Below are 20131 nucleotides of genomic sequence, written 5' to 3'. Positions count from 1 at the left end.
CTCAGCTAGCCCAGCTCAAAACTGGTCACGCCGAAGACGCGGTCGATCCGCAGCGGCGCGATTGGCCCTGTGTACATCCGCGCCGTCTCGAACACCGGCTTCAGCCCGAGCTGTTCCGCGAGCGCAATCGCCTCGCGATTGACGGCGGGGACGTCGAGGAAGATTTCGCCGCCGTTTGCGCTCGCCAGCAGGGCCTGCACGATCGCGTCCGCCGCCGCGCGGTCGTCGGCGACGAGCGGGCCGATCTTACGGCCGGCCCGGCACGGCCGGATCACGCCCCATGCGGCGAGCTTGCCGTCGCGCAGCAACGCGCGACCGACATGTCCTGAGGTACCGATCCAGGCACGCAGGAAGGCGCCGCGCCGAGCCGGGAACACCGTGGCATCGTCGGCTTCAACGAACGCAAACGGGATCGTGTCGAGCGCAACGACATCGGCGGGCGGCCTCGGTGGCGCGGCGACGAAGCCGCCATAGCGGACATTGGCGTAGGCAAGCTGGAAGCCGGACTTTCTGTAATTGTCCTGCTGCGCCACCACGCCGTCGAGGCCGATCACGCGAGCGCCCGCATGCGCGATCGCCGCGTTCCAGATGCGCAAGCCGTGGCCTCTGTCGCGAAAACCCGATCGCACGATGTAGAATCCGAGAAATGCAAAGCGATCGTCGTAGTTGACGCAGGAGACGGTCGCGACCGGCTCGCCGTCGATCTCGCCGACGAAGAAGCCCCTCGCGTCCGGGATCGCGAAACAGGCGGCATCGGAGAGGCCCGGATTCCAGCCTTCCGCCGCGGCCCAGTCGACCGCGATGGCGATCTCCTCGGGGCGCAAATTGCGGATCTGCAAATCGCTCATCTTTCAGGTCGCTTTCGACGGTGGACCTTCCGGCTGGTCCGGCGGTAGAAGGCCTCATGATAGGCCGAGCCCCCGGCTCGCCTCCACGATATCATAGAGGATGATCGGTCATGGCAGCAGAGATGGCAGCAGAGAAGGTCGCACTCGTGACCGCCGGCGGCAGCGGCATGGGGGCAGGGGCCGCGCGCCGGCTCGCAGCCGACGGCTTTCGCGTCGCCATCCTGTCTTCTTCCGGCAAGGGCGAGGCGCTGGCAGCCGAGCTCGGCGGGTTAGGGATCACCGGCTCCAACAAATCGAACGACGATCTGAAGCGGCTGGTTGACGGGGCGATGACCAAATGGGGACGCATCGACGTGCTCGTCAACAGCGCGGGCCATGGGCCCCGGGCGGCGATCACGGAGATCACCGACGAGCAGTGGCACACCGGCCTCGACACCTATCTGCTCAACGTGATCCGTCCGACCCGGCTGGTGATGCCGATCATGCAGACGCAGAAGGCCGGCGCCATCATCAACATCTCGACCGCCTGGGCATTCGAGCCGAGTGCGATGTTTCCGACCTCGGCGGTGTTCCGCGCCGGCCTCGCCGCCTTCACGAAGATCTTCACCGACACCCATGCCGCCGACAACATTCGCATGAACAACGTGCTGCCGGGCTGGATCGACAGCCTGCCGCAGTTAGATGCGCGCCGCGACAGCGTGCCGATGCGGCGCTACGGCAAGGTCGAGGAGATCGCCGCGACGATCTCGTTCCTGGCATCCGACGGCGCGGCCTACATCACCGGCCAGAACATCCGCGTCGACGGCGGACTGACGCGTTCGGTCTGAGACGCGGGGATTCGAATCGCGTTTCGCGCCCTTGTCGCGATGCGACGCGGACGTGCGTCGTGCGCCGCGGATGAGTGGCTCCTCGGTCACACCTGTCCCGCGTTCGCGTGCCGCACGGCTCACACTACGTCACAGTCCCTATGAACTTCGCCGCAGCCCAAGACGGCGAGGAACCGGCAGCCTATGCCCGATCTGCGCCGGACAACTTCCGCCCGCGCGCATTCGAAACGCGAGATCAATCGCGTGAGGCAAGGAGACTGGAATGAAGAAGTTTTTGCTGGCGGCTGCCGCGGTTGTCTTGGGCTCCGCATCCTTGCAGGCTGCCGACCTCGCGGCGCACTACACCAAGGCGCCGATGATGGCGACGGCCTATAACTGGACCGGCTTTTACGTCGGCGGCAATGTCGGCGGACAATGGGGCAGCGCCGATCCGGCCACCTCGACTGCGTTCGATCCCGCCGCCTATTTCGCGAGCTCCAGTGTTTCCGCGATTGCGGCAGTCGGCGCCCAGCGCGTCAACAGCTCCAGCGTCACGGGCGGTTACCGCCGGCTACAACTGGCAACTCAATAACGCCGTGCTCGGCCTCGAAGGCGACATCAACTATTTCGGCTTCAAGGGCAGCGCGACGGGTTCGGCGCTCTATCCCTGCTGCGCCCCGACCGGCTTCACCGTGTCCTCGCAGGTCTCGGCCGACTGGCTCGCCACGATCCGCGGCCGCATCGGCTTCCTCGCGGCTCCGACCTGGCTGCTTTATGCCACCGGCGGCGCGGCCATCGCCGAGGTGAAGGGCAATTTCAACTTCACCGACACGTTCGCCGCGGCAACGGAGTCGGCTGCTATCCGCGACACACGCCTCGGCTGGACCGCGGGCGTCGGCACCGAATACGCCGTCGGCGGCGGTTGGTCGCTTAAGGCCGAATATCTCTACGTCGATCTTGGACGCAGCACCGTGACCAGCACCAATCTGCTTGGCGGCGCATTTCCGACCAACGTCTTCACCCACTCGGTCGATCTCAAGTCGAACATCGTGCGCGTCGGCGTGAACTACAAATTCGGCGGACCGGTCGTCGCCAGATACTGAGCATCCCGTTCCGTCCCTGGCGTGGAAAGCCCCGGCTCAGCCGGGGCTTTTCTGTTTTCGCGGGCCGTGGGGGTCAGTGCGAAGCCACGAGGCGCGCCAACGCCGGCAGGATCCCGTAGCGCGCGATCTCGTGGGGATATTCGCCGCGATTGGCGAGCAGGACGATCCCGATCCGCTGCGCCGGCACGAGGCCGATATAGCCGGAGGCGTTGTTGAGCCCACCCGGCTTGTCGACGACGGCGACGCCTGGAAGACGCACCGTCTCCCAGGCCATTCCCTGTCCGAACTTCTCGTCGACGCGGAAGATCTCGTGCTGTGTCATCCGCAATGCCTCGCGCAAGTGAGGATCGATCGACCGCCCGTCGACGCAGGCCGCAACGAATGTCGCGAGATCCCGCGGCGAGGAAAACATCTGGCCCGTGCCGGGAAAATCAAAATAACTCTGCTGGTTGCCGATGGGGCCGATCGCCATGCCCTGATCCGAGTAGCCCTGGACCGCGCGCTGCATCCAGGCCGCGTCCATGACGGCACGGCTGTCTTCGCCGCGTTCGGGCACGGAGGTCGCATTCATGCCGATCGGCTTGAGGATACGTTGTTCGAGCAGGGTCGCGATCGGAGCGCCGTAACAGCGCTCGAGCACGAGCTGAAGCAGTACATAGCCGGCGTGGCTGTAGACGCGCTGCTTGCCCGGCACCTCGCCGGCTTGCGGTCGCCAGCTATTGAACATGTCGATGAGCTGCGCGCGGGAAAACGTGTCGCTCGGCCAGGGCGGATGGTCGGTCGGCAGCAGCATGCCTGAGGTGTGCGTCACGAGCTCGCCAACGGTGACGCGGCGGACATAGTCGCCGGTGAGCTCCGGGAGATATTTCGCCAGACGATCGTCGAGCCGCAGCTCGCCGCGGAGGGTGCCGAGCGCGACCAGCGTCGCCTCGAACGGCTTACGCAGGGAACCGAGGTTGAACAGCGTATCCGGCGTGACCGGCCTTTGCGTGGCGTCGTCGGCAAAGCCGTAGTTGAAGAACTCGACATGGCTGCCGGCATAAAGCGCGGCGGCGAGACCGCCCGGCTGGTCCGGTGTTGCGGTCGGCGCCAGCTCGTTCGCGACGATGTCGCGCATCTGCGCGATCATGTCGGAATCCGCGGCGGCGCCGCGCGGCCAGGCAAGCGCGAGCGGAACGAGCGCAGCCCGGGCCAGCGCCCGTCGGGTGAGATACGATGAGGTGACAACAGACGGCACGGCTCTGGCGCAGGATTCGATGCGCCCCCATTCTCTTGTAGCGGGAGGGGCGGTACCTCCCAATTCACGATTGCGCGTGGTGGGTTCCGCGCGAGTGGTTTGTAGCCCGGATGGAGCGAAGCGCAATCCGGGATAGCGCCGCAGCCGAGCGAGCGGCCCTGGATTACGCTTCGCTCCACCCAGGTTACCCGTCGGCAAAATTTAACTTAGCTAATTGGCTAACAATTATTGACGCCAGATGGCGGCAGCTCTATAGTTAGCTCCATGGCTAACCAATTATCCCGACTCGATCAGGTTTTCGCGGCCCTTGCCGATCCCACCCGGCGGGCGATCGTGATGCGGCTCTGCGCCGGCGAAGCATCGGTCGGCGAGCTAGCCGATCCGTTCGAGATGGCGCTGCCGAGCTTCATGAAACACATCCACGTGCTGGAGACGAGCGGGCTCGTCCTGTCGGAGAAATCCGGCCGCGTGCGCACCTGCCGCCTCAGTCCTGACGCACTCCTCACTGCGGAAGACTGGTTCCAGCACCAGCGTGCGATCTGGGAGGCGCGGCTCGATCGCTTCGAAGCCTATGTGATGAAGCTGAAGAAAGAGCGGACGGCTGCCAAGCGGCCGTCCAAGACAAGTAACAAGACGATCAAACGGAAAGGTTCCTGATGATGACGAATTCTGCCAATCCCGCTTTGTCGCAATGGTCGCTCGACCGCGAGATCGTGATGTCGCGCGTGATCGACGCGCCGCGCGATCTGGTGTTCGAGGCCTGGTCTGACCCCAAGCATTTGCCGCAATGGTTCGGGCCGAAGGATTTCAAGCTCGAGACCTTCGAGATCGACGTGCGGGTTGGCGGCGTCTGGCGCTTCAACATGATCGGCCCGGACGGCACGGTCTACCCGAACCGCATGCGCTTCCGCCGCATCGAACGGCCGTCGCTGATGGAGATGGACCATGGCGCCGACCAGGACGACGATCCCGGCCTGTTCCGTTTCACCATCACTTTCGCCGAACAGAGCAATGGCAAGACGGTTCTGATGATGCGGCAGCTGGCGTCGAGCACGGCGCAGCGCGACGGTATGATCAGCTTCGGTGCCGTCGAATACGGCTACCAGACGCTCGACAAGCTCGCGGCCTATGTGGGCGGAATGAAGAGGTAGCGCGAACGCTCGTCCGGAGGCTCGACGAGGGCCTCCGGAATATCGCCGCAACGACGAATATGACAGCGCGCAGGTCAATTATGACAGCGCGATAACGAAGTTTTTGTCGCTTGGAACGACGGATTTATGACAGAATTGCTACCTTGGATGTCAAATTTGACTACAGCGGAGCGATTCATGTTGCAGTGGCAGGCGCGGACAAATCCCCTCGCATGGTGGTGGGGGTCCCTGACGCTGGTCAGTGCTGCCAACATTCTCGTCTGGTTCATGCTGTACCGCGAGTTCTACCCGACGCCCGCCGGCAGCCTCAGTGGCGGCTCCGACATGGGGCTGATGTTCCTGCTCTGCGCCGGCTATGTCTTCGGCTGTGCGTTCCGCTCGTTCCTCCCGCGCGCCGACGTGCAGCGGATCTGTCTGTTCGACACCTGGCTCTCCAGCGTCTTCGTCGGCCGCACGGTCGCGACCGTGGCCGAACTGTGCTTCGCCGCGCAATGGGCGGTCATCCTGCATCAACTCGGGACCATGACGGGCGCGGAGACGGTCGTGAACATCGCGTGGGTGATTGTGCCCATCATCATCATCGCGGAGTGCTTCTCCTGGTATGCGGTGGTGACGACCAACTTCCTCTTCAACGCGATCGAGAACTCGCTGTGGGCGGTGACATTCTTCCTCGCGGGCATCGCGCTGTGCCGACTGATGCCGGAATTCCAGGGACCGGTGCGGTGGGCGCTGATTGCCGGCATCATCGGCATCGCCTGCTTCCTGGTCTTCCTCGTCACCGTCGACGTGCCGATGTATCTCAGCCGCTGGCGGGCAGGGCACGAAGAGGGCAACAGGTTGCTCGGCTTCCTCGAAGGCCTGCATGACGTCTCGACGCGCTGGGTCGTGACCCACGACATCGCGCACTGGAAGGGCGAGCTGACCTGGATGTTCCTGTATTTCACGGCCGCGGTGTGGTCGAGCCTCGCGCTCTGTGCGCTCTACGCCATGGAAGGCTATCTCACGCGCTATCTGGCTTGAGCGATCAGGCCTCGCCGAGATCGACCTCCGTCAAGATGCCCTGACGCAGCGCCAGCCGGACTAGCTCGATGTCGGATCCGACGCCGAGCTTGTCCTTGATCAGGGAATGCAGGTTCGCCACCGTCTTCGGGCTGACATGGAGCGTCTCGGCGATCTCCTCTGTCGTGTTCTCGGCGAGCAGCAGCCGCAGCACCTCGAACTCGCGCGGCGTGAGGACGTCGGCGGCAGAGCTTTCCCCGGCGAGCCGGCTCAGCGCGAGCTCATGATCGATGTCGGGACTAATCGCGATCTTGCCGGCGAGCACGTCCATCACGGCGCGCACCAGCGTCTCCGGCGGACTGGTCTTGGTGACATAGCCCCTGGCACCGGCGCGGATCGCCTGCACGGCAAAGCCGGCATTTTCATGCATGGTGAAGACGAGGATTCTCGCGCTCTTGTCCCACTGCCTGATGCGCCTGACCGCCTCGATGCCGCCGATGCCGGGCATGCTCAGATCCATGATGACGAGGTCGGGCGCCTCCGATTTGTAGAGACGATAGGCCTCCGCGCCGTCGGCGGCTTCGGCGATGACGCGAAGTCCCGGCTGCTTCTGGAGCACGGAACGATAGCCTTCGCGGACGACGGAATGGTCGTCGACCAGCAGAATGGTGGCATCGGCCGCGCTCATGCGGCATGCTCCAGCGGCGGCCGATCGGCGGCTGCGAGCGGAATGACCACGCGCAGTGCGGAGCCGCCGTTCGGCGCGGCCTCGAAGCTCAATTGGCCGCGCAAGGCTGCGACGCGCTCGCGCATGCCGAGCAGGCCCATTCCGGATTTCGCGACGGGATCGCTCGCGCGTCCGTCATCGTCGATCGCCAGCGCGATCTCGCTGGCCCCCATCGTCAATTCCAGGCTGACCCGCGTGGCGACGGCATGCTTGGCGGCATTGGTGAGCGCCTCCTGCACGATCCGGTAGAGGCTGGCGCTGATCGGGGCCGGCAGGGTCTCGAATGCGCCGTCGAACCGGATCGAGAAGCGCGTCTCGCCGCGGCTGCGTCCGTTCCAGCCCGCGACGAGGCCTTCGAGGCTGGCGACGAGCCCGAGTTCCTCGACATCGGGCGGCCGCAGCCGGAACAGCGTGCCGCGCAACGTCTCCATCATGCCGGTTGCGGTCCGCGCGATGCCGTCGCATTCGCCAAGCAGGGAAGGGCAGTCCTGCGCGGCGGTCTGCCGGGCGGAGGAGGCGAGCGCGCGGATGGCCGCGAGCGACTGGCCGAACTCGTCATGCAGCTCGCGCGCGAGATGGCGGCGCTCTTCGTCCTGAAGCGCGATCAGCTTCCGCGTCAGCTCGCTGCGTTCGGCAAGCGCGGTCTCGAGGCTTTCGGCGAGATGGTTGAAGCCGTCGCGGATCGCGGAGAGTTCGGCAAGGTCGAACGGCGGCAACCGCGTGGTGAGGTCGTTGGCGGCAATCCGCTCGAGGCCGGTGCGGATCATGCGGGTGGGGCGCAGCGCGCGTGCCAATGCGGCGTAGACCAGCGCGCAGAGCAGCGGCAGCGCGATTGCCAGCGCCAGCATCAGGCGGCCGGCCTCGTGCCAAGCCTCCGCGGTCTGCACGGCCGGCTCGACCGAGACGACGGCGTCGCCGAGCTTCGCTCCGCGCACGATCACAGGCCGTGCGGCTTCGCGGCCGGGGTCGAACAAGCTGCGATAGAAGGCCGTGAAAGCTTGCGGGGGCGGGTTCGCCGGGGCGGGCGCGCCGCTGCAGAAACGCTGGAGGATGTCGCCGCTCGTGCCGCGGAACGCCAGGCACAGGCCGGGCGTCATCACATAAGCCGAAACGGGGTCGAGGTTGGGAAAGTCCGAGCGGGGGCTCGCCACCCACTGGATCTTGCCCTGCTGCAGCTCCAGCGTCTTGGCCACGATCGCGGCGATATCGTCGAGGCGCGCATGCGCCGCGCGGTCGGCCGTAATCAGGAAATAAGCGGAGATCGCGGCGAAGCAGGCGGCCGATATCGCGGCCACGCGCAACGTCAGACGAACTTTGAGATCGAACCTCGGGCGGTTCCACATCGGCGGGCACCTGGTGCGAACGGGTTGTCGCGACCGCATTAAACGGCAGAACGCATCCGGCGGAAAGCCGCCAGGCGTGAGTGCGGTGCACCGTCGTGAAATTTTCCCGGCGATCGCCGGGACCGGCGCCGCTGCATGGCTTGATTGCGCCGTCCAGATTGGCGCGCCGCACCGTCACACGAGGCACATTTATGCACCTGCGCCGGTTGATCCTCTCAGTCTGTCTCCTTCTCCTGATTCCGGCGTTTCATGCGCCGGCCGGCGCCGAAACCGCCATCGGCATCGCCATGGACGACTTCAGCTATACCGATACGTCGGCTGAACCCGCCAACCAGACCGCCGCCCACGAGCGACGGCTGGCAGCTTTCATGGCCGCGCTCCGGCAAGACATTGGCGGAGACCGGCGCTACCGGCTCGTGCCCTCGGCCCAGGACGGCGCGGCCTTCAAGGTGATCGGCGGCATCCAGAAGACGAGCACGCTGGTGCAATGGGCCAAGGTCGCCGTGATCGACGTCGGCGCCAAAAAGGTCGTGATGGACAAGCTCTACACCTTCCGCGGCGACAATGATGAATCATGGGAGCGCGCCGAGATCTTCGTGTCGCGCGAGATCATGGCCGCGCTTGGCACGCCCGCGCCGATCGCACTGGCCGTGTTCGATTTCGAACTGGAGGATACGACCGCCGCTTCGGCGGGCGCGTCAGCCACGTCAGATGCGTCATATCTGGCCGAGGTCACCGGCAGCGTGCGCGAGGCGCTGGGTCAATCCGGCCGTTACCGCATCGTCGATATCGGCGGCGAGGCGGTGAAGGCGCGCGCGTTGCGCGACTGCAACGGCTGCGAGGCGGCGATTGCGCAGAAGCTTGGCGCCGACCAGGCGCTGATCGGCGTGGTGCGGCGGGTCAGCCGCACCGAGTACACGCTCGGCTTCCGGGTGCGCGACGCCAGGACCGGCACGGTGCTGGCACGCGGCGACAGCGGCCTGCGCCTGGGCGCGGACTATTCGTGGAAACGGGGTGCCGTGCGGTTGGTCAGCGATCGCATGATCGAGAACCAGCCGCAGCAATAGGCCTCAGAACGTCAGCTGCACCTTCATCGACTGCGAGCGGTCGCTGGCGAGCTCGAACGCCGCGACCGCGTTCTCGAATGGCATGGTTGCCGTAATCAGCGGCTTGACGTCGATCAGACCTTCGCCCATCAGCCGCACCGCCAGCTCGAATTCGGGATCGAAGCGGAAGGTGCCGCGGAGCTGCAATTCCTTGGCGACGATGGAGTTGATCGGCAGCGTCATCTCGCCGCCGAGCCCGAGCTGCACGAGCGTGGCGCCGGGCCTGAGCACATCGAGCGCGGTCCGGAGCGCGGCCTGATTGCCGGAGGCTTCGAACAGCGTGTCGAACACGCCCTTGCCGGCGCGCCAGGGATCGAGCGCGGCGGCATCGGCCGCGACGTTGATGGCGTGAGTGGCGCCGAGCTTCCTGGCGACCGCAAGCGGCGCGTCCGCGACATCGGTGACCACGATCTCGGCCGCGCCGCCGAAGCGCGACACCAAAATCATCAGCGCACCGATCGGGCCGCAGCCGGTGATCAGCACGCGCTTGCCGAGCAGGGGCCCGGCCTGCTTGCCGGCATGCAGGCACACCGCGAGTGGCTCGGCGACCGCGGCTTCCGCCAGCGACAGCTTGTCGGCGATCGGAACGGCCTGCGCCGCATCGACCGTGATGAATTCGCGAAACCCGCCCTGCACATGGGGAAAGCGCATCGCGCTGCCGAGGAAGCGCATGTCGAGGCACTGGTTGCGCATGCCTTCCTGGCAATGCAGGCACTGGCCGCACGGCTTGCTCGGATTGACCGCGACGCGGGTGCCCGGCTTCACGTTCGTGACGCCGTCACCGACGGCTGCGACGACGCCCGCGATCTCGTGCCCGAGCGCCATCGGCTGCTGGATGCGCACGACGCCGAAGCCGCCGTGATGATAGTAGTGCAGATCGGACCCGCAGATGCCGCCGTTCGCGATCTTGACGCGGACTTCACCCGGACCGGGCGCTGCATCCGGATAGAGATCGATCCGCAGATCTTTCGGTGCGTGGATCACGACGGCGCGCATGGTTGGCTCCCTTCAGCGTTTCGCGGCTCACATCGCAGCGATCATGCCGCCATCGACATAGATGATCTGGCCGTTGACATAGGTCGAGGCATCCGACGCCAGGAAGATTGCAGCGCCCACCAGCTCGTCCGGTCGGCCCCAGCGCTTGGAGGGAACGCGGCCCATCAGCCAGTTGTTGAAATCGGTGTTGTTGACCAGGGCCTCGTTCATGTCGGTCAGCATATAGCCGGGGCCGATCGCGTTAGCCTGGATGCCGTGCTGGGCCCATTCCACCGCCATCGAGCGGGTCAGGTTCTTGATGCCGCCCTTCGCCGCCGTGTAGGGCGCAATCGTCGGACGCGCGAGCTCGCTGCCGAGCGAGCCGATATTGATGATCTTGCCGTGCTTGCGCGGGATCATGCGCTTGGCCGCCTCGCGGCCGATCACGAAGGCGCTGGTGAGGTTGGTCTCGATCACCTTGCGCCACTCGTCGGTGGTGAACTCCACCAGCGGCTTGCGGTGCTGGATGCCGGCATTGTTGACGAGGATGTCGACCGCGATGCCCTTGTTGTCGAAGTCGTTGAAGGCGGCCACGATCGCGGGCTCGTCGGTGACATTGAACGCGGCGCCTTCCGCGAGGTAGCCGGCGGCGCGAAACTCGGCGACGGCCTGCTCGACGCGCTTGGGATCGACGCCGTTGACGATGATCCTGGCGCCGGCCTTGGCCATGCCCTCGGCGATGGCGCGGCCGAGGCCGCGGGAGGAGCCGGTCACGAGCGCGGTGCGGCCGGAAAGGTCGAAGAGGGCGGTGCTCATCTCAAGAATCCTCAGACGTCGGAACGGCGCACGGTCAGATCGGAGCGGTCGAATACGGCGGGCAGAAGGTCGACGCCGAGGCCGGGGCCTTCCATCGGATAGACGAAACCGTCCTTGATCGTGGGCATGGTGGTCACGAGCTCATTGTACCAGCCCTTGTAGAAGGCGCGCACCGATTCCTGGATCAATGTGTTGGGCTGGCTGAACGACATGTGGATGGCGGCGATGAAGCCGATCGGGCCGATGCAGTCGTGCGGTGCGAAGGGCCGGTGATAGGTCTCGGCCATCGCCGCGATCTTGCGGCCTTCGGTGAGACCGCCGGTCCAGCACAGATCAGCCATCACCACATGCATGGCGTCGCGGTCGAGCATATCCTTGTAGGGGAAGCGCGAGCCCAGCGTCTCGCTGGCGCAGACCCAGACGTCGGTGCAGCGGGCATATTCGGCCAGCGCCTGCGGCGAGTTCATCCGGATGGGGTCTTCGTACCAGGTCGGCTTGTAGGGCTCGAGCGCGCGCGCGATCTGTTTTGCGGTCGGCAGGTTCCAGAGCGAATGAAGCTCGACCATGATCTCCATCTTGTCGCCGACCGCTTTTCGGATCTTCTCGAACGGCTCGATCGCCTGCTTCATCTGCGCGGCGGAGATGTAGAGACCCTTGTTCTCCTGCGCCGCCGGATCGAACGGCCAGATCTTCATCGCCGAGATGCCGCTTTCCAGAAGATTTTCGGCAAGTGCATCGGCATGGTTCATGAAGCCGTCGAGGTCTTCGTAGGGGCCCTTGGAGCCACCGAGATTCCAATTCGCGACCGGGCTGATATTGGTGGAGCGGACATATTGGGTGCCGGCGCAGGTGTTGTAGATGCGCTGCTTGTCGCGGCAGAGGCCGCCGAGCATCTGGTGCACCGGCTGATTGCAGACCTTGCCGAACAGGTCCCATAGCGCGATGTCGATTGCCGAAGCCGCGCGATATTCGACTCCGGTGGACGACTGCGCCATCGGCAGGTTCAGCATGTCGCGATGGATCGCCTCGATGTGCAGCGGATTGCGGCCGAGCAGGCGGCCGGCAAAGGTGTCGTGGATCTGGGCCTCGACCGCGCCGGCGCCGTAGAAGGTTTCGCCGAGGCCGATCATGCCCGTGTCGGTGTGGACGCGCACCCAGATGACGTTGGAGAATTCTTCGGTGCGCAGCGTCTCGATCGACGTGATCTTCACGGCAATACTCCTCCCATCGCAGGCGCGCAGCGCCGTCTTGTTGTCATTCTGCACCGCAGCATGGTGCGGGCACGGGCGGAGTCTTACGCCCGCTTGTAATATATCACAACATGTTTTAGGGATATCACCAACAAGGCGCCGCCCTGCAACGACGGCGCGGGCTGAGGGGAGAGACGAGATGGCAACGCGCAAGCGCGCGCTCGAGGTGGTGAGGAACGACGACGGCGAGGGCAAGCCCTCCCGGCGCAACCGTCTCAACTTCTTCGAGCTGGCCTATCAGAGGATCGAAGAGCTGCTCGTCCATTGCGAGCTCAAGCCCGGCCAGTTCATGACGATGCTGGAATTGCAGCACATCACCGGCTTCGGCCGTACGCCGGTTCATCACGCCGTCAATCGTCTCTCCGCCGATACGTTGATCATCATCCGTCCGCGCCACGGTCTGCGCATTGCGCCGATCGATCTGGCACGCGAGCGCATGCTGCTGGCCTTGCGCCGCGACATGGAGCGCTTCGTGATCCGGCTCGCGGCCGATCGCGCCAGCCTCTCGCACCGCAATCAGGCGCTGCACATCGAGCGTCTTTTGCGCGAGCGCCGCGCCAGTCTGACCCTCGACGAGTTCAATCATATCGACCGCCGCATCGACGCGCTGGTGCTGGAGGCGGCAGGCGAGCCCTTTCTGGTGCACACGCTGCGGCCGCTGCACACGCTGTACCGACGCATCGGCTACATCCACCACCGGTTCATGCCGGGACAGGCCGAACTGTCGGGCACGATCGATCATCACCTCGCCATTCTCGCTGCCGTCGCCAGCCGCCGCGTCGAGGACGCAGTGAAGGCGAGCGATGCACTGATCGACTACATGGGCGAGATGTTCACCGGCATGGAGGTCGGGATCGACCCGCGCCTGCTCGATTGCAGCATCGAGCCGCTGCTTGGCACATGATCCGGAAAAGTGTGCAGCGGTTTTCCGAAGAGATCGTGCTCAAACAATTAGGCCAAAGCGCGGTGACGATCCTGATCTCATCGCGCTTTAGAAAGTTTTGAAGAGAGGACCAAAGATGTCGACGATGGCGATGCCACAACCGACCGCGAGCGAAGCCGCGGTCCGCTACCTCATCACGAACTACAGCCCCAAGGGCAACAAGGTCGGCTGGCTGATGATGGCCTCGATCCTGGTCGAGGCCTGGGATCTCTATTCGATCGCCTTCGTGCTGATCTTCATCAAGGAGCAGTACAATCCCGATCCGCTGATGCTGGGCCTGGCCGCGGCCGGTACGCAAGGCGGCGCCATGATCGGTGCGCTGCTCGGCGGCTGGCTCTCCGACAAGATCGGCCGCCGCGTCATGTTCCTGGTGACGATGGTGATGTTCATCGTGCTGGCGCTGGCGCAGGCCTTCGTGCCCAGCGTCGGCTGGCTCGTCGTGATCCGCTTCCTGCTCGGCGTTCCGCTCGGCTCGGATATTTCGACCGGCTACACCTACATCATGGAATCCATGGCCAAGGGCGAGCGCGAGGTCATGGGCAACCGCTGGCAGTTCATGTTCGCGGTCGGTGAAGTCCTCACCATCGGCGTCATCGTGATCTTCCTGCTGATCGACATGCAGCACGAGATGCTGTGGCGCGTGACGCTCGGCCTCGGGGCGCTGCCGGCGCTGATCATCCTGGTGATGCGCCACGACGTGCCTGAGACGGCGGTGTGGCTGGTGCAGAAGGGACGCTACCGCGAGGCCAAGCAGGTCGCGCGCGAGATGTTCAACGACGATCTCGCCATGCTGCCGGACCATGACGTGGAGGTGCCCAAGGTCTCGACCCGCGCGTTCCTCGCCGACCTTAAGAAGGATCCGATCCGCTGGCGCGCCACGATCTACGGCTGGATCGCCTGCTTCGCGCAGGCCAGCGAGTTCTCGACCTTCGCGTTCTACCTGCCGGTGCTCTTTGTGATGGTCGGCGTGTCGAGCGTGCTCGGCATCAATCTGGTGACGATGGCGCTGTTCTCCTTCGCCGCCGTGTCGGGCTGGGTCGGTCCGCTGCTGACGCCGAAGATCGGCCATCGCGGCATCTCGATCGCGGGCTTCTCGATCGTGCTGGCCTCGCTGCTGGTTGCCGCCTTCGCGCTCTACACCGACAACAAGATCCTGCTGCCGTTCGCGGCTGCCGCCATGCTGTGGGGCCATTATTGGGACGCGTCGAACTGCATGACGATCCCGACCATGGTCGCCAAGCCGAAATACCGCGGCACCGCCAGCGGCTTCGCCTACATGTTCGTGAAGTTGCCGTCGTTCCTCGCGATCTTCCTGTTCCCGACGGTGTTCGCTGCAATCGGGCAGGCGAATGCCACGCTGATGGTCGCGATCTTCCCGCTGATCGGATTGCTCGCCGCGATCTTCATCCTGCCGGAAGTCTACGGCTACGAGAACGATTGATCTCGCAAGCTACCTGATCGCGGCCGCCAAGGCCGCGATCAGGGCCGGTGGCGTCACCAGCAGTCCGAGCTTGAGGAACGGCCAGGCGCCGACCTCGATCTTCTCCCGCCGCAGCGCCACCAGCCACAGGATGGTGGCGAGCGAACCGGTCACCGACAGATTGGGCCCGAGATCGACGCCGATCAGGATGGCGCTGACGACCGGCGCGGGTAAATGATGGCTGGCGGCGACCGAGCCGGCAACGAGGCCAACGGGAAGATTGTTGGCGATGTTGTCGGCGACTGCGGTGGCGATGCCGACGCTCCAGGCCGCCTTCGTCACGGATTGCCCGACAGCTTCATGCAGCAGCGCGCTGAGCTGCCCGATCACGCCGGTCTTGATCAGCGCTTCCACCATCACGAACAGCCCGCCGACCAGGGGCAGCACGCTCCAGGAGACGCCGCGCAGCACGGGTAGCGGCGATTGCCGGTTGAGCAGCAGCACGATTGCGGCCGTCACCACGCCGCAGACGAAGGTCGGCAGGCCCAATTGCTTGTCCAGCGCGGAGGCCGTGACCAGCACGATTCCGATCGCCGCGATGCCGATGGCCGTCAGCTTGCCGCCGCGGCCGAGTTTTGGATGCGGCACGCTGCGCGCGATCGTCTCTTCCTTCAGGGCGCGGTGCTGGGTCAGGCGCAGCACGACGTAGGTCAGCAGGATCGAGGCCGCCGAGGGCAGGGCGAACAGGCGCAGCCATTCGGTGAGCGCAGGCATGTGGGCCCCGAACACGACGAGATTGGCCGGGTTGGAGATCGGCAGCACGAAGCTTGCTGCGTTGGCGATGAAGGCGCAGACGAAGAGATAAGGCAGCGGCTTGGCGCCGGCTGCGCGCGTCGCGGCATAGACGGCGGGCGTCAGCACGATCGCGGTGGCGTCGTTCGAGAGCAGGACGGTGACGAGCGTGCCGACGATGTAGATCAGCAGGAACAGCCGCTGCGGCGAGCCGCCGGCATATTCCACGGCGAGCGCTGCGAGATAGTCGAACAGGCCCTCGAGCCGCGCCAGTTCGGCGATCAGCATCATGCCGATCAGGAAGAGATAGACATCGACGCCTTTCTCGATGCCGGTGAGCGCATCCTGCCACGGCAGCAGGCCGAGCAGCACCAGCGCGCCGGCGCCGATGACGGCCCAGATCGCCTCCGGCAGGCGAAAGGGCCGGATGATGACGCCCGCGGTCGCGGCGACGATGATGCTCCAGGCCAGGATGGCGTCAGACGGCACGGTCAGTCCTCGAAGTGGGAAGGCTTCATTCGGGAGCGATAGCGGAAGCCGATGCCGATGTCTTCCCCCGCGGGCGCGGACGGCTATCTGCGATTTGCCGCGTCTCGGCCCGAGCTTCAGTCCACAATGTTGCTCAAAAGCCTGTGGGGTTAGGGCGCCGCGATAGCGCCGTCGTTGCGAGCGGAGCGAAGCAATCCAGACTGTCTCCGCGGAGCGAGTTCCGGATTGCTTCGTCGCAAGAGCTCCTCGCAATGGCGGAATCTGTGGAGGCGTCTCGCGATGTTCACTCTCACCGCGCCATCGACAGCTTTGCCGTGATCGCCTTGCGCAAGATGCGCGACAGCGCTTCGACCGAATACGGCTTCTGGATCAGCTCGAAACCGCGATCGGCGTTCTCGGCGAGAACGTTGCTGTAACCAGAGGTGAGCACGACGGGCAGGCCCGGATAGCGTTCGCGGATGATGCCGGCGAGCTCGACGCCGTTCATGCCGGGCATGATGACGTCGGAGAAGACGAGATCGACGGCGAACTCGTTCTCGCCGAGGATGGCGAGCGCCGCATTGGCGTTGGCGGCGCGGCGGACGACATAACCGAGGTCTTCCAGCAGCTCCGTGGAGAACCGGCCGACCTCGTCGTCGTCTTCCACTACGAGCACGCGATAGCCGCGCCCGGTGGACGCGGCCTCATAGGTCAGCGCCGCGGCTTCCTGATCCGTCGCGGGGCTTTGCGCCCGCGGCAGATAGATGGTGAAGGTCGCGCCTTCACCATGCTTGCTCGTCACGGCGATGTCGCCCTCGGACTGCTTTGCGAAGCCGAAGGCCTGGCTCAGGCCGAGGCCGGTGCCCTTGCCGACCTCCTTGGTGGTGAAGAACGGTTCGAAGATGGCTTCCATGTTTTCAGGCGCGATGCCGCTTCCGGTGTCGGCGACCGAGATCGCGACATAGTCGCCGCCGCGCGCCGGTTGCGCGCGCAGGTTAGGGATGCCCTGAACCTTCCGGACCGCGATGGTGAGGCGGCCTTCGCCGTCCATGGCGTCGCGCGCGTTGATCGCGAGGTTGATCAGCGCGGTCTCGAATTGCGCGATATCGGCGACCGTGAAGCAGTCGCCATCGTGAACCTCCACCGCGATTTCGATGCGAGCACCGACCAGCGGCCGGACCAGTTGCGCGACGCCTTCAACCTGGCTGGCGACGTTGAAGATCTGCGGTTTGAGCGGCTGCCGGCGCGCAAACGCCAGCAGCTGGGCGGTCAGCTTGGAGGCACGCTCGACGGTGTCGGAGATGGCATCGACATAGCGGCGGCGGCGCTCCTCCGGCAGCTCGCGGCGGCGCAGGAAATCGGTGGCCGAGCGGATGATGGTGAGCAGATTGTTGAAGTCATGCGCGACGCCGCCGGTGAGCTGGCCGATCGCCTCCATCTTCTGCGATTGCCGCAACGCTTCCTCACCGCGGCGGCGCTCGGTGATGTCGACAGCCTCGGGCACCGCGCCGGTGATGTTGCCGTGGCGGTCGAGCACCGGGCGCATGCCGAACTCGAAATCGCGCTCGCCGATGGGAAGGCGCAGGCGCATCTCCAGCCGCACGGCTTCGCCCTTGAGCACGGTGTCGAAGGCCTCGCGCACCAGTGCGCTCATGCCCTCCGTCGTGCTGAACCAGGGCGTCTGCCACAACGGCTTTCCGATCACGTCCGCAGGGCTCGCTTTGATGGCGTCGAGCACGGTCGTGTTGGCGTAAAGCAGCTCGCCCCTGAGATTGACGAGGCCCTGATATTGGTTGCTGGTTTCCAGGATCGCGCGCAGCCGCGCCTCGTTGGATTCGAGCTCGGCGGTGCGCTCGACGATGCGTTCTTCCAGCGTCTCATTGAGCTGCCGGAGCTCGATCTCGGCTTGCTTGGCCACCGTGATGTCGTGGGCAACGCCGATGAAGCCGATATGCCTGCCGGTCGGGTCCCAGCGCGGCTGCGATTCCGAACGCAGCCAGCGCCACTCGCCGGCGGAATTCTTGTAGCGGGCTTCCAGCACGAACGGTTTGAGCGATGCTTCACCCTGGACGGATTGCTGCAGCACATGCGGCAGGTCGTCCGGATGCAGCACCTTGCGCCAGTCGAAAGAGATGGCCTGGTCGTAGGGCAGGCCGACGAAATCGACATAGGCCTGGTTGGCGAAGGACCGTGTGCGGTCGAGCTTGGTGACCCAGATCGGCACCGGCGCGCTGTCGGCGATCAGCCGGAAGCGCTCCTCGCTCTCGCGCAGGGTCTCGCGCACCAGCATCTGGTCGGTGACGTCGATATGGGCGCCCACGAGGCGGAGGGCACGGCCGTCACGATCGCGCTCGATCTTGGCGACGACTCGGATCCAGCGGGTCTCGCCGTCGCTGGGACGGATGATGCGGTATTCGGCGGTGTAGTCCTCGCTCGTGCCGGACAGCGCATCGATGAAGTGCTTTACCGCAGCGTCGCGGTCATCGGGATGAACGCGATTGATCCAATCCTCGTGCGACTCGCCGGCAGCTTCCGGCGGCAGGCCGTGGAGCATCAGATATTCCGGCGAACGGCGGTTCTTGAAGCCTTCGCGGAAGTCGACTTCGAGACCGCCGACCTTGCCGATGCGCTGGATGCGCGCAAGCTCGGCTTCGCGTTCCTGGAGCGCGCGATAGGCGTTGTCACGCTCGCGCGCGACATCTTCCAGGTGCTGGCGCAGCCTTTCGGCGGCGATGGTCTCGGGCAAAGGATCGTTCAAGGCGTTGGCCGTTGTGATGCGGGAGCGCACGTGGCCGACCGATATTCACACAGACGACGCGTGATGGCCATTGCTCAAAAGGAATATGGAAAGAAAGGCGTCGCCGAATGCAGTATGGTGGGCATCAACGAACGCCAAGTCTGGCTATTTGTTCCGAACCTTGGAACGATGAGCCCTCCGCGCGCGTATCCGCGAGGCGCCACAACTTTCATTCCCAAAAGCTCCCTTTCCGAAGAGGCTAAATCTTGAAGCTTTTTGTCTGCCAGGCCTGCGGCAACGTCCTCTATTTCGAGAACCGCGCCTGCGAACGCTGCGGCCATCGGGTCGCCTTCCTGCCGGAGAAGGAGACGATGTCGGCGATCGAGCCCGACGGAGAGGCCTGGAAGACGCTGGCGACCAAGGGCGAAAGTCGCATGCTGTGCAGCAATGCCGAGCACGATTCGTGCAACTGGCTGACGGATGCAGGTGATACCACCGGCTATTGCCGCGCCTGCCGCCATAACGGCGTCGTGCCGGACCTGTCGGATCAGGCGCAACTCGCCGGCTGGCGTGAGCTGGAGATGGCGAAGCACCGGCTGTTCTATTCCCTGATCCGCTGGAAGCTGCCGCTCCAGACCCGGCAGGACAATCCCGAACATGGCCTGATCTTCAATTTCCTCGCCGACGATGCGCAGAGCGGGCAGAAGGTCCTGACCGGCCACGACAACGGCCTGATCACGATCGCGCTGACCGAGGCCGACGACATCGAGCGCGAGCGGCGCAGGCTGGAGATGGGCGAGCCCTACCGGACGCTGCTCGGGCATTTCCGCCACGAGGTCGGGCACTATTTCTGGGACGTGCTGGTGCGCAACGGCGGCGAGCTGGACGAATGCCGCGCCGTGTTCGGCGACGATTCCGCCGATTACGGCCAGGCGTTGCAGCGCCACTATGCCGAAGGCGCCCCGCCGGACTGGCAGCAGAACTACGTCTCGGCCTACGCGACCACGCATCCGTGGGAAGATTTCGCCGAGACCTGGGCGCACTATCTTCACATCGTCGACACCCTGGAGATGGCTAGCGAGTTCGGCATGGAGGTGCGGCCCAAGGTGGATCGCGACGGGGAGTTGACGACGCGCATCCGCTTCAACCCTTACGAAGCGAGGGACGTCGAGGCGATCGTCAACGCATGGCTGCCCTTCACCTTCGCCATGAACAGCGTCAACCGCGCCATGGGCATGCGCGACCTCTATCCGTTCATCCTCTCGCCGGTCGTCGTCGACAAGCTCGGCTTCATTCACGGCCTGGTCCGGAACGTGGGCAAGGCCGGGAAGCCGTAGGCCGTCCGGGAGCTTGCAAAGCCCGTTTCGGTCTTGCTTCGGTCTTGCGCTGGTACGCCAGAGGGGCCGGATT

Annotated in this window: 18 protein-coding genes and 1 pseudogene; 10 read left to right on the top strand and 9 right to left on the bottom strand. The window is 65.1% G+C overall.

Annotated elements, in window-relative coordinates; translation table 11 throughout:
• Positions 1-5 precede the first annotated feature (5 nt).
• Positions 6-848 (bottom strand): GNAT family N-acetyltransferase, encoded by an 843-nt coding sequence (locus tag FXB41_RS27820; protein ID WP_219684012.1) that lies wholly within the window; start codon positions 846-848, stop codon positions 6-8.
• Positions 849-970: 122 nt separating this feature from the next.
• Here FXB41_RS27820 and FXB41_RS27815 point away from each other — a divergent pair, with 122 nt between their 5' ends.
• Complete coding sequence (locus tag FXB41_RS27815; RefSeq protein WP_219684124.1) at positions 971-1675, top strand: SDR family oxidoreductase; 705 nt, start codon at positions 971-973, stop codon at positions 1673-1675.
• A 262-nt stretch (positions 1676-1937) separates the two neighbouring features.
• Positions 1938-2757 (top strand): annotated as a pseudogene (locus FXB41_RS27810) (outer membrane protein).
• A 73-nt stretch (positions 2758-2830) separates the two neighbouring features.
• Here FXB41_RS27810 and FXB41_RS27805 read toward each other — a convergent pair.
• Entirely contained in the window at positions 2831-3994 is a 1164-nt protein-coding gene (locus FXB41_RS27805; RefSeq protein ID WP_446479885.1) for a serine hydrolase, read from the bottom strand.
• Between the two features lie 264 nt (positions 3995-4258).
• Here FXB41_RS27805 and FXB41_RS27800 point away from each other — a divergent pair, with 264 nt between their 5' ends.
• The 3 genes from FXB41_RS27800 (at position 4259) to FXB41_RS27790 (ending at position 6165) form a co-directional block, all read left to right on the top strand.
• Positions 4259-4651: an ArsR/SmtB family transcription factor gene (locus FXB41_RS27800; RefSeq protein ID WP_007603136.1), complete on the top strand. Its 393-nt coding sequence runs from the start codon at positions 4259-4261 to the stop codon at positions 4649-4651.
• Positions 4652-4653: 2 nt separating this feature from the next.
• Positions 4654-5145, top strand: a complete 492-nt coding sequence (locus FXB41_RS27795) for an SRPBCC family protein (protein WP_219684121.1) — start codon at positions 4654-4656, stop codon at positions 5143-5145.
• A gap of 177 nt (positions 5146-5322) precedes the next feature.
• A complete protein-coding gene (locus FXB41_RS27790; protein ID WP_219684011.1) occupies positions 5323-6165 on the top strand; it encodes a hypothetical protein in 843 nt (280 codons plus the stop codon).
• A 4-nt stretch (positions 6166-6169) separates the two neighbouring features.
• On the opposite strand, the gene FXB41_RS27785 is transcribed toward FXB41_RS27790, so the two are convergent.
• Together FXB41_RS27785 and FXB41_RS27780 are read right to left on the bottom strand one after the other, a co-directional pair.
• Entirely contained in the window at positions 6170-6832 is a 663-nt protein-coding gene (locus tag FXB41_RS27785) for a response regulator (RefSeq protein WP_007603140.1), read from the bottom strand.
• Positions 6829-8214, bottom strand: a complete 1386-nt coding sequence (locus FXB41_RS27780; protein ID WP_219684010.1) for a HAMP domain-containing sensor histidine kinase — start codon at positions 8212-8214, stop codon at positions 6829-6831. The genes FXB41_RS27785 and FXB41_RS27780 overlap by 4 nt, the downstream gene beginning before the upstream one ends.
• Positions 8215-8405: 191 nt before the next feature.
• Here FXB41_RS27780 and FXB41_RS27775 point away from each other — a divergent pair, with 191 nt between their 5' ends.
• Positions 8406-9281, top strand: coding sequence for a DUF3280 domain-containing protein (locus FXB41_RS27775; RefSeq protein ID WP_219684009.1), 876 nt, complete (start codon positions 8406-8408; stop codon positions 9279-9281).
• Positions 9282-9284: 3 nt separating this feature from the next.
• Here the strand turns inward: FXB41_RS27775 and FXB41_RS27770 are convergent, their stop codons facing one another.
• The 3 genes from FXB41_RS27770 to FXB41_RS27760 are packed head-to-tail and all read right to left on the bottom strand — an operon-like array spanning position 9285 to position 12322.
• Complete coding sequence (locus FXB41_RS27770; protein WP_219684008.1) at positions 9285-10316, bottom strand: L-idonate 5-dehydrogenase; 1032 nt, start codon at positions 10314-10316, stop codon at positions 9285-9287.
• Positions 10317-10343: 27 nt separating this feature from the next.
• Positions 10344-11111 (bottom strand): SDR family oxidoreductase, encoded by a 768-nt coding sequence (locus tag FXB41_RS27765; RefSeq protein ID WP_219684007.1) that lies wholly within the window; start codon positions 11109-11111, stop codon positions 10344-10346.
• A gap of 11 nt (positions 11112-11122) precedes the next feature.
• A complete protein-coding gene (locus FXB41_RS27760; RefSeq protein ID WP_219684006.1) occupies positions 11123-12322 on the bottom strand; it encodes a mandelate racemase/muconate lactonizing enzyme family protein in 1200 nt (399 codons plus the stop codon).
• Positions 12323-12500: 178 nt separating this feature from the next.
• On the opposite strand from FXB41_RS27760, the gene FXB41_RS27755 reads away from it, so the two are divergent.
• Positions 12501-13265: a GntR family transcriptional regulator gene (locus FXB41_RS27755; protein WP_219684005.1), complete on the top strand. Its 765-nt coding sequence runs from the start codon at positions 12501-12503 to the stop codon at positions 13263-13265.
• Positions 13266-13380: 115 nt separating this feature from the next.
• The gene (locus tag FXB41_RS27750) at positions 13381-14745 is read left to right on the top strand and encodes an MFS transporter (RefSeq protein ID WP_007603148.1); all 1365 of its coding nucleotides are present in this window, start codon (positions 13381-13383) and stop codon (positions 14743-14745) included.
• Between the two features lie 9 nt (positions 14746-14754).
• Here the strand turns inward: FXB41_RS27750 and FXB41_RS27745 are convergent, their stop codons facing one another.
• Complete coding sequence (locus FXB41_RS27745; protein ID WP_219684004.1) at positions 14755-16005, bottom strand: arsenic transporter; 1251 nt, start codon at positions 16003-16005, stop codon at positions 14755-14757.
• A 289-nt stretch (positions 16006-16294) separates the two neighbouring features.
• Complete coding sequence (locus FXB41_RS27740; protein WP_219684003.1) at positions 16295-18772, bottom strand: PAS domain-containing hybrid sensor histidine kinase/response regulator; 2478 nt, start codon at positions 18770-18772, stop codon at positions 16295-16297.
• On the opposite strand from FXB41_RS27740, the gene FXB41_RS27735 reads away from it, so the two are divergent.
• Complete coding sequence (locus FXB41_RS27735; protein WP_219684002.1) at positions 18773-18991, top strand: hypothetical protein; 219 nt, start codon at positions 18773-18775, stop codon at positions 18989-18991. It begins immediately after the preceding gene.
• Positions 18988-20058: a zinc-binding metallopeptidase family protein gene (locus FXB41_RS27730; protein WP_219684001.1), complete on the top strand. Its 1071-nt coding sequence runs from the start codon at positions 18988-18990 to the stop codon at positions 20056-20058. Before FXB41_RS27735 ends, FXB41_RS27730 begins: the two co-directional genes overlap by 4 nt.
• The last annotated feature ends 73 nt before the right edge of the window (positions 20059-20131 follow it).

The sequence above is a fragment of the Bradyrhizobium canariense genome (assembly GCF_019402665.1).
GTDB classification, from domain to species: domain Bacteria; phylum Pseudomonadota; class Alphaproteobacteria; order Rhizobiales; family Xanthobacteraceae; genus Bradyrhizobium; species Bradyrhizobium canariense.
Note: the sequence above shows the minus strand (reverse complement) of the source record. Positions and strands in the feature narration are given on the sequence as shown.

What these genes read in the sequence shown, in the direction of transcription:
- FXB41_RS27820 (WP_219684012.1), bottom strand. Translation starts at nt 848, where the DNA reads ATGAGCGATTTGCAGATCCGCAATTTGCGCCCCGAGGAGATCGCCATC.
- FXB41_RS27815 (WP_219684124.1), top strand. Translation starts at nt 971, where the DNA reads ATGGCAGCAGAGAAGGTCGCACTCGTGACCGCCGGCGGCAGCGGCATG.
- FXB41_RS27800 (WP_007603136.1), top strand. Translation starts at nt 4,259, where the DNA reads ATGGCTAACCAATTATCCCGACTCGATCAGGTTTTCGCGGCCCTTGCC.
- FXB41_RS27795 (WP_219684121.1), top strand. Translation starts at nt 4,654, where the DNA reads ATGACGAATTCTGCCAATCCCGCTTTGTCGCAATGGTCGCTCGACCGC.
- FXB41_RS27790 (WP_219684011.1), top strand. Translation starts at nt 5,323, where the DNA reads ATGTTGCAGTGGCAGGCGCGGACAAATCCCCTCGCATGGTGGTGGGGG.
- FXB41_RS27785 (WP_007603140.1), bottom strand. Translation starts at nt 6,832, where the DNA reads ATGAGCGCGGCCGATGCCACCATTCTGCTGGTCGACGACCATTCCGTC.
- FXB41_RS27780 (WP_219684010.1), bottom strand. Translation starts at nt 8,214, where the DNA reads ATGTGGAACCGCCCGAGGTTCGATCTCAAAGTTCGTCTGACGTTGCGC.
- FXB41_RS27775 (WP_219684009.1), top strand. Translation starts at nt 8,406, where the DNA reads ATGCACCTGCGCCGGTTGATCCTCTCAGTCTGTCTCCTTCTCCTGATT.
- FXB41_RS27770 (WP_219684008.1), bottom strand. Translation starts at nt 10,316, where the DNA reads ATGCGCGCCGTCGTGATCCACGCACCGAAAGATCTGCGGATCGATCTC.
- FXB41_RS27765 (WP_219684007.1), bottom strand. Translation starts at nt 11,111, where the DNA reads ATGAGCACCGCCCTCTTCGACCTTTCCGGCCGCACCGCGCTCGTGACC.
- FXB41_RS27755 (WP_219684005.1), top strand. Translation starts at nt 12,501, where the DNA reads ATGGCAACGCGCAAGCGCGCGCTCGAGGTGGTGAGGAACGACGACGGC.
- FXB41_RS27750 (WP_007603148.1), top strand. Translation starts at nt 13,381, where the DNA reads ATGTCGACGATGGCGATGCCACAACCGACCGCGAGCGAAGCCGCGGTC.